The 7,910-nt window shown below is 61.0% G+C and carries 8 protein-coding genes; 3 read left to right on the top strand and 5 right to left on the bottom strand.

Going from position 1 to position 7,910, the window contains the following annotated elements; genetic code table 11:
* The 3 genes from KJ624_04925 to KJ624_04915 form a co-directional block, all read left to right on the top strand.
* On the top strand, positions 1-516 hold a 516-nt coding region (locus KJ624_04925), incomplete at its 5' end, for a hypothetical protein (GenBank protein MBU2009170.1).
* A 462-nt stretch (positions 517-978) separates the two neighbouring features.
* Positions 979-1,788, top strand: coding sequence for a hypothetical protein (locus KJ624_04920; GenBank protein MBU2009169.1), 810 nt, complete (start codon positions 979-981; stop codon positions 1,786-1,788).
* Between the two features lie 64 nt (positions 1,789-1,852).
* Entirely contained in the window at positions 1,853-2,143 is a 291-nt protein-coding gene (locus KJ624_04915; GenBank protein ID MBU2009168.1) for a hypothetical protein, read from the top strand.
* Between the two features lie 8 nt (positions 2,144-2,151).
* Here the strand turns inward: KJ624_04915 and KJ624_04910 are convergent, their stop codons facing one another.
* The 5 genes from KJ624_04910 to KJ624_04890 all read right to left on the bottom strand — a co-directional run.
* On the bottom strand, positions 2,152-3,507 hold the full coding sequence (locus tag KJ624_04910; GenBank protein MBU2009167.1) for a hypothetical protein: 1,356 nt from the start codon (positions 3,505-3,507) through the stop codon (positions 2,152-2,154).
* Between the two features lie 1,255 nt (positions 3,508-4,762).
* A complete protein-coding gene (locus tag KJ624_04905; protein MBU2009166.1) occupies positions 4,763-6,157 on the bottom strand; it encodes a hypothetical protein in 1,395 nt (464 codons plus the stop codon).
* 24 nt (positions 6,158-6,181) lie between these two features.
* Positions 6,182-6,457 carry a hypothetical protein gene (locus KJ624_04900; protein ID MBU2009165.1) on the bottom strand — a complete coding sequence of 92 codons (276 nt, stop codon included), beginning with the start codon at positions 6,455-6,457 and terminating at the stop codon, positions 6,182-6,184.
* Positions 6,454-6,909, bottom strand: coding sequence for a hypothetical protein (locus tag KJ624_04895; GenBank protein MBU2009164.1), 456 nt, complete (start codon positions 6,907-6,909; stop codon positions 6,454-6,456). The genes KJ624_04900 and KJ624_04895 overlap by 4 nt, the downstream gene beginning before the upstream one ends.
* Before the next feature lie 226 nt (positions 6,910-7,135).
* A partial coding sequence (locus KJ624_04890) for a hypothetical protein (protein MBU2009163.1) occupies positions 7,136-7,910 on the bottom strand: 775 nt, incomplete at its 5' end.

The following is a 7,910-nucleotide window of genomic DNA, read 5'->3' as shown; positions in this document are numbered from 1 at the left end:
GGGCTCTCCGATGCCCTCTTCGAGCACCAGCCCTCAGTCCTTCTCCTGGACGAGGCCGACAAGATGGACAACGAGTGCTACTCCGTGCTCCTGGGGTTGATGGAGAGTGGGGAGGTGCTGGAGACCAAGAGCCGGAAGTCCCGCGGGATCAAGCTGGAGACAATGGTGCTTGCTGCCTGCAACAGCTCGGTCAAGATGCCCCGGGAGTTCCTGTCTCGCTTCGCCCTGCATGCTCGTTTCCCAATGTACACGCGCCAGGAATTTATCGATGTCTGTCACGGTTTCCTTAGCCGGGCTGAGGATTGCCCGCCGGACCTGGCGGTCCTCATCGGCCAGCTCGTCTATGACTACGGCATAGGAGACGTCAGAAAGGCCCGGGGGGTGTGGCAGCTCATGACCGCCCCTAAGGAGGATGAGGTGCGGCGGGTCGTGCAGCTCATGTTGAAATATAGCGACAACCATAACAAGCGGCAAACCTCACAGACGAGCCAATCCGGCCGGCTGCCGGGGCTTTAAGAAAAAGACCTGATGCGGGGACCCCTTGACCAACTCTAGCCGTGGGGAGAACGTCAACTCAACTGAGGGATAGGATAGCCTACGGGGCGGTGTCAAGCCCGGTAAGCTTAGCCCGCCCCTTTTTCTCTATTGCTCCGGCCGGGGCACCATAGCGTCCCCGGGCGCGGGGCTGAGCGGGTGGCCACCCGCCGGCCCCCTCCGCCCGGTCCTTCCCCCCGAACATAAAGTTGTAGGGCGGGGGAAAGGGGGTTTTGTAGCCGGGCCAGGGGGCCAGATAGGAGGAGCTGCAATCATAAGCAATATAGTGCGAACCAAACGGGGGCCCGGGCCGGGGCCCCAGATACAACAGGCCCCTAAGGCCCGCAGCGGCCGTTTTCGGGAGGGGACCAGTATCCCACCCCTCGCCGGGGCCGGGAGGTGGTTTTCTCAGGTAGGGGGCCAGGCCCCCTCAGGCGCCTAGCCATGCCCCGCCCCCTCCCCTGGATAAGATTGTGGCTGGACAGCCTGCACAACCTAAAGCTGCTGACACTGACCCTGGCCGAGCAGGGGGCCTGGTGGCGGCTGCTCATGCTGGCCGGGGAGCTCGACGCCGGCGGGGCCCTCACCGCCGGGGGCCAACCTCTCACCCTCCAGCAGGTCGCCCGGGCCGTCCACCTGGAGGCCCCTGACCTCCCCGTCCTGGAGAGCATGGTCACGAAGCTCACTAGCCTGGGCACCCTGGCCTGGAATGGGGCCACTCTCTATATCGTCAACTATGAAGAGAGGGAAGCGGTAGCCCCATCAGACCGGCCCGAGGCGGTCCGGGAGCGGGTGCGTCGCTACCGGGAGCGGGCCAGGGAGAGGCAACGCCAGGCCCTTCCCCCCAACACCCCCCATCCCCAAGAGGCAGAGGCAGAGGCAGAGGCAGAGAGTAACCGTTACACACCGTTACAGATATACGAAAGGGCCGACGAGGCCCGAAAACTGTGGAAAAAGGTCCTGCCCAGCCTACGGCGCCAGGTCACCAAGGCCAACTTTGCCACCTGGCTACAGAATACTAAGGCCCTCGGCTACGACCCAGACGGCCTCCTGGTAGTGGATGTAGAGACAAGGGCGCAGGAAGAGAACCTCAACCGATCTCTATATTCCCTTGCCCGGAGGACTCTGATGGAGGTTACCGGGGCGCCGGCCGATATACAGTTCGTCTGCCTCAAGGGGCAGGGGCCCGCAAAGGAGGTCTATGAAAGTACCCCTCATAGGGACCGAACCCCGGCGCGAGCACGGCGACATTGAGGGGCTGGAGGCCCGCATGACCCGGGGCAAGTATGGCCACCTTTATAGACACTGAACGGAGCTAATGACTGACAGGGAAGTCCTGGCGCAGCTAGACGCTCCTCTTCTCATCCTGGACGACCTGGGCACGGAGAAGCTGACGGACTGGGCTGCCGAGAAGCTGGACACCCTCATAGACCACCGCTACATCAAGGGCCTTCCCCTGGTGGTCACCAGGAATGTCCCCGAGGCCCAGCTGTCTCCCCGCATTGCCTCCCGCCTCCAGGACCGCAGGCTGGGCAAGGTGGTGACCCTCTCCGGGCCTGACTACCGGGTTCAGGGCGAAGCGAACCGCGGTGCGGGCAGCCCCTTCTAGTTGCAGCCTCAGCTTATCTTCAGCTCCACCAGATAGATGATATTGCCTTGCAGCACCAGGAGGTGCAAACTATCGGGAGAGTCAAAGACAATCTCCGACATGAGGCGGTCGTATTGTCTGCTCTCCAGTCCATCCACAACCGCAAGCCACCTCGCGCCCGCTTTGGCCGCGTAGGCCAACCGCTTGCCATCAGGACTGAACAGGGGCGGGGTCACCGAATTGTACTGCTTGCCCTCGACCCCGTCCACCACCACAAAGCTCTTGCCGCCTGCTTCAGCCGCATAGACGAAACTCTGGCTATCCGGACTGAAGCGGGGACCGTCAACGTAGTCGTACTGCCTGCCCTCCACCCCGTCTAGGACCACGAACCTCTTAACGCCTGCCCTGGCCACATAGGCCAGCCTCTGGCTGTCGGAGCTGAACATGCCACCTCTGGTCGAGTAGCTGACATAGCCGTACGGCTTCCCCTCCACCCCGTCCACAACCATGAGCCAGTCAAATCCCACCATGGCCGCGTAGGCCAGCCTGCGGCTATCGGGACTGAAGACGGGCTGGATGACGTCATCGTACTGCTTGCCCTCCACCCCATCCAGGACCACGAGTCTCTTGTCGCCTACGCTGGCCGTGTAGGCCAGCCTCTGGCCATCGGGGCTGAAGACGGGCTCGCCGAGGCCGTAGTATCGCTTGCCCTCTTGCCCGTCTACCACGACGAAATGCTGGCCAGCCACCGTCGCCGTATAGGCCAACTTCCTGCTATCGGGGCTGAAGAAGAGGTTGGTGACTGAGTCGTACTGCTTGCCCTCGACCCCGTCCACAACCACAAACCTCTTGTCACCCACATCAGCCGCATAAGCTGACCTCCGGCCGTCGGGGCTGAAACAGAGGCTACTGACGTTGTCGTATTGCCCGCCCTCCACTCCATCGACTACTACGGAGAACTTGGTGCCCGCCCGGGCCCTGTACGCGAACCTCTGGCTGTCGGGACTGAACCGGGGGTCGCCGACGTAGTCGTACTGCCAGCCCTCCACCCCGTCAACGACCCAGAACGGCTTGCCGCCTGCGCCTGCCGTGTACGCCAGCCTCCTGCTATCCGGGCTGAAATAGGGGTCGCCGACACCGTCGTATTCCTTTCCCTCTGTGCCATCCAAGACCATAAGCCACCTGGTGCCCTCCTTGGCGGCATAGGCGAACCTCCGGCCGTCGGGGCTGAAGAGCGAACTGAAGGGCATCATGTAGGAGGGCACGCTCACGTCGTCGTACAGCTTGCCCCCCACGCCGTCAACAACCATGAGCCGCTTGGCTCCAGCTTCCGCCTTATAAGCGAAGCGCCTGCTGTCGGGACTGACCTCCCAGGTGGCTGTCATTCCGGGCGAGAGCTGAAAGAATGCCGTGAGCGATGGAGTCTGAAGCTGGGCCACGTACCACTCGTAAGATGTCAGGCCCGGCGCCAGCGTACCAAGAGGCCCGGGCGCCGGAAATGCGGGAATGCAGGCGGCCAAGAGGAGCAAAACAATTGAGCTGACGAGCATCGATACTCTGAACATGGCTCGACCTCCATTCTTCATTGTAGTACATTATGGTCAACGCTCCGCCCCGGAGAAGTTCCCGCTCGCCGCCTGCGGGCTGTTTTGAATTTCAATTTGCCAACAACTGGTCCGGGGGTTTCAGTTCCAAGATTGCCGAGTCTGGTAAGGGCTTCCCGTCATACTGGCGGAGTTGGAACCACACGGGCCACCACCCATAGGTCTCCGCATATGAATTGAGGGCCGTCATCTGGCGAGGTGTCGCGGAAGGCCCTGACGCCCCCTGGTTGCCCAGCGAACCACCCCAGAAAAGACCCGTCTGGTCGTCAAGCATGACGACAACGATGGCGGGCCAGTACAACGTCTGCGGCTGGTCCGGCTCGGCTGGTGGCCTTACGGGCCCCCCATGGGGTGCCAACCGCATTGCTGTGGGTGGCGCCACCAGGAACCAGGAAAGCTTCCCGTACTCAAAATAGCTGGGGTCAGCGGTGTAGCGAACAGGAAGAGCTTGCAATTGGTCAACGAGATACTCAGACCGCCCGAGGAACCAAAGTGAGCCCAGGTAATCACGCCCGAGACTAAGGGCCTCATCACGGGTAAGCCTCGTGGGCGCGTCAACCTCTACGACGCCGAACCGGGAAAGAAAGCTTTCTGCGTACGCCCTAAGAAAGGGAGCCGGAACGGGTGTTGCAGCGGGCGCAGGTGTGGGAGCTACCTGAATGCAGGCGGCCAAGAGGAGCAAAACAATTGAGCTGACGAGCATCGCTACTCTGAACATGGCTCTACCTCCCCTCCATTATAACTAACGTTCCAGCCCCAGTAAAGTTCGCCTGCTCCTCGAGCAGCTCGGCAAGGGACGGGTCCTGGCTCATCCCTCGGGCCTCTTCCTGAAGTAGTACTGGACCAACAGAGTCCCCCAGGGGCCGGGGAGGGTCAGGATCTTGTCCCGGAGTCCGGGCTCTTTGATGGCCAGGAAAAACAGCATAGCCCCAACGAGCCCCTGGGAGCACCGGGGCCAGGCGGTCGTTGAAGGAGCGCATGGAGCAGCTCAGCCCTGGCTAGGGCGTAGCCCTGGGTTCTGCATGTATAGTTCTTCCTACCAGGTTATGGTATTCTGCCCAGCCTGCAGGGGCCACGTCTTCCCGCCATAGCTGAGGGTGCACGACTGCAGGACCTCCACGTACACTGTCTCGCCCGGGTAGAGCTCCTGGAGGTTGCTCTGGGGCTTGTTGTAGGCCACATACACATACCAGGCCCCGCCCCTGTAGACCCAGACATCCACCACGTAGACCATGATGGAGGCCAGCTGGTCATCGATAGGCCACGGAGGGGGCGGTGGCGGCGGCGGAGAGCCCCAGGCTATCGTGTTGTACCCTGCCGCCAGGTTCCAGGTCCACCCGCTGTACACGAGAGTGCAGGGCTGGGTCACATTTATCTCAACCGTCTCCCCGAGGAACAGCTCAAAGAGGTTGGTTGCCCCGGGGTTGGCCGGCTGGTAGGTCCAGTAGAGGCTGTACCTCCACACCCCGGCAAGGACAAGATAGGGCATGATGGAGGCGAGCTGCGTCTGGATAGGCCATTGAGAGGGAGAGGGAGCCACAGTCACGGACTGCCCGGTGTTGACCCTCTTGATGAAAGCCTGGAAGCCCCCGCTTTTCCACTCATAGAAGCGGAGCCAGATGGGGTACGTCCCCGCGGCTGCCGGCATTTGGATGCTGAACTGGGTGCTCCAGGAGCCCGGCGGTATTAGGCCCAGGTCCGAACTTCCCAGAGACGCAGGCTCGCCGGTGTCACCAGGGTCGCTGGGATAGGCATAGACGAGGTACTGAATGGTCCTGTCCGTCGGGTTGGTGATGTTGATGTAGGCTATGTGTGTGCTGCTGGGCAAGAAGGGCTGCACATCGCTGAAGCTGAAGGCATCAAGGCGGATGTCTGGCGGCGATGTCGGCACGATGGTGTAGATGCCTGTCACCATAAGCGTCTGCCCTTCAACTATAGTAACTGTCTGAGAAGCAGGTGCCTGATAGTAAGCTACGCCAGGCGTAGGGTTAAGGCCGCCGGGCCTATCCTGCCAGCTGACGGTGTGGGTCCCAGGTGTGGTCTGCCACACAAGGGGGGCCGTTCCCACAACAACGCCGTCAACAGTAACAGACGGTGCCGGCATGTAGGCATCGGGCATCTCAAACCTTACATCGAGGGCACTAATAACCAGTTGGAGCTCGCCGTAGCGCTTTGTGTAGGCGGCGTAGACTTGCTGGTATTCCGCCTGGGTGAGCTTTCCTGCTGCATAGTCGGCATCAAAGCGTGTCTTCACCGCCGCCAAAGCGTCCAGGGTAAGGCAAGCCGCTATGTCGCTGAGGTACCCCTCCACCAGAGAGGGAGGCACAACCGGAGGCGGTGCAGCCTTGGCCCCTTTTGATAAGGCTGATATGCCAAGAGCCGCTCCACCTACTAGCGCAACACCGAGGACCACCTTTTGTCCTCTATTCATGGGCCCTCCTTCTCAGGAACCGGCTTATGGGATTATCTGGGTGTACCTTTGAGCATAGGCGCTGTAGAGGACCGCGTACAGGTCATAGGTGAACTTGCCGGCTGTATAGTCCGCCTCAAACCTGTACCGGATACCGTCCAGCTGTGCATACGTGGTGGCGGCGGCTATCTCTGCCAGGTACTGGTCGACAAGGCTCGCCGGCGGTGCCGCTGCCGCCTTCCCACCCCTGGTCAAAAGCGCAAGCGTACCCACCGCTATGCCCGTTCCCAGAAGGACTTTGCCTACGTTTTCCCTTTTCACTTTTTCCTCCCTGCTAGATATAGTCCACCGAGGACAAAACCCCCAATGAGCAAGATGGCTTCCGGGTGCTCTACCAGCTTCTGTATGATACTCACAGCCTTCCAGATGAAGAGCCCCACAACCACGACTATCCCGAGGTAGAGCAGGATCTCGAGCACAGCGGCAACGGCTATGAGGATCGCCACGACCCCTGCCGGGGAGCCCGTGAAGCGGATGTAGCCGTTGTCACCCTGCCCGTAGCAGTCCAGCACCTTGATGTCTACTCCCTTTGCCCAGAACACCCCCCGGACTATGGCTTCCACACCGCCAGCGTCCATGATAGGGCCTATCCCAGGGGCCTGGAAAGAGAGGTAGCCCTCCGTGCCGACCGGCAGCTCCTCAAGGCTTCTCCAGGCATCTCCCTGGACGCCCTGGCTTGAGACCTGGGCCGCGGCGACCTGCTCCCACGCCATCTAATCCGCACCTCCCTTCCTTTTCTGCTGGTGGTTGACCAGGACCTGGGCCAGGGGTGGACCCACCACGGCGGCCAGGGTGGCCAGGGTCAGGGCCAAAATGACTTCCATCATCCCCTCAAGCCTTCCGATCCTCCCCTCCAGCAGGCCTACGGTTGGAGGCCCAGGACGCACTGGAGGAGCTGCTCAGTCAATTTTTCAGCCTCCTGTCAAGAACCATCGCAGCTTATACGGTAATCTGGAATGTGTATGTGACGAGCAGAATCTCGGTATTAAGAACACTAATGGTTGGGGCCACCACATCTCGGGCTACCAGGAAGGGGTAGCGCCACGGGGCCTCGAGGGTGGCATTATAGTGACCTTCCATGGGCACCTGTATACCCGCTTCCTTCACATCCACTGCCACGCCACAGTTGTTCCAGAAGAAGCGGCGGACTTGAAAGCTACCATTGGGGTCGGCGAAGGCTATGCCCGCCAGCTCGCAGCCACCAAACTCAAACTCCCCGATGCTCTGCCCCAGCTCCTGGAATATGTACTGCTGGGCCGCGGCAGTCCAGGTAGAGCCTGAGTTGACGCTACTGTGGGCAGAGTAAAAGATAGTCCCACCAAAGTCAGGGTTAGCCCGGTCATAGGTTATAGTTCCTGCGGCCTGCTTTCTCCACTTGTAGCTGTTAGCAGCGGCACCACCGGCAGTATGGGCTACGAGCCAGTAGTGATGGCCGGCATACAGGTCAACTGGTGTCGGCCAGACCAGTTCCACCAGGGCACCCGGGCTGCCGCCTAAACCCGCTGCTGGTATCGTCCCTGTCGCCAGGTTGGTGTCACCTGGGACAGGATAGGTGGCGACGCTTGCGATCTTATAGCCTCTGAGGTCTACAGTCAGGTCGGCAGGTGGAGCACCTAGCTTCCATAGCATCAGTTTTACACTGGTGCACCTGTGGTCATTCGCCGGCTGGAACAGTTGCGCTGCCCAGTTCACATCATATATGGTAAATTCGGTG

Source organism: Chloroflexota bacterium (assembly GCA_018825785.1).
In the GTDB taxonomy this organism is placed as follows: domain Bacteria; phylum Chloroflexota; class Dehalococcoidia; order JACVQG01; family JAHKAY01; genus JAHKAY01.
This window is presented reverse-complemented; position numbering and strand designations above follow the sequence as displayed.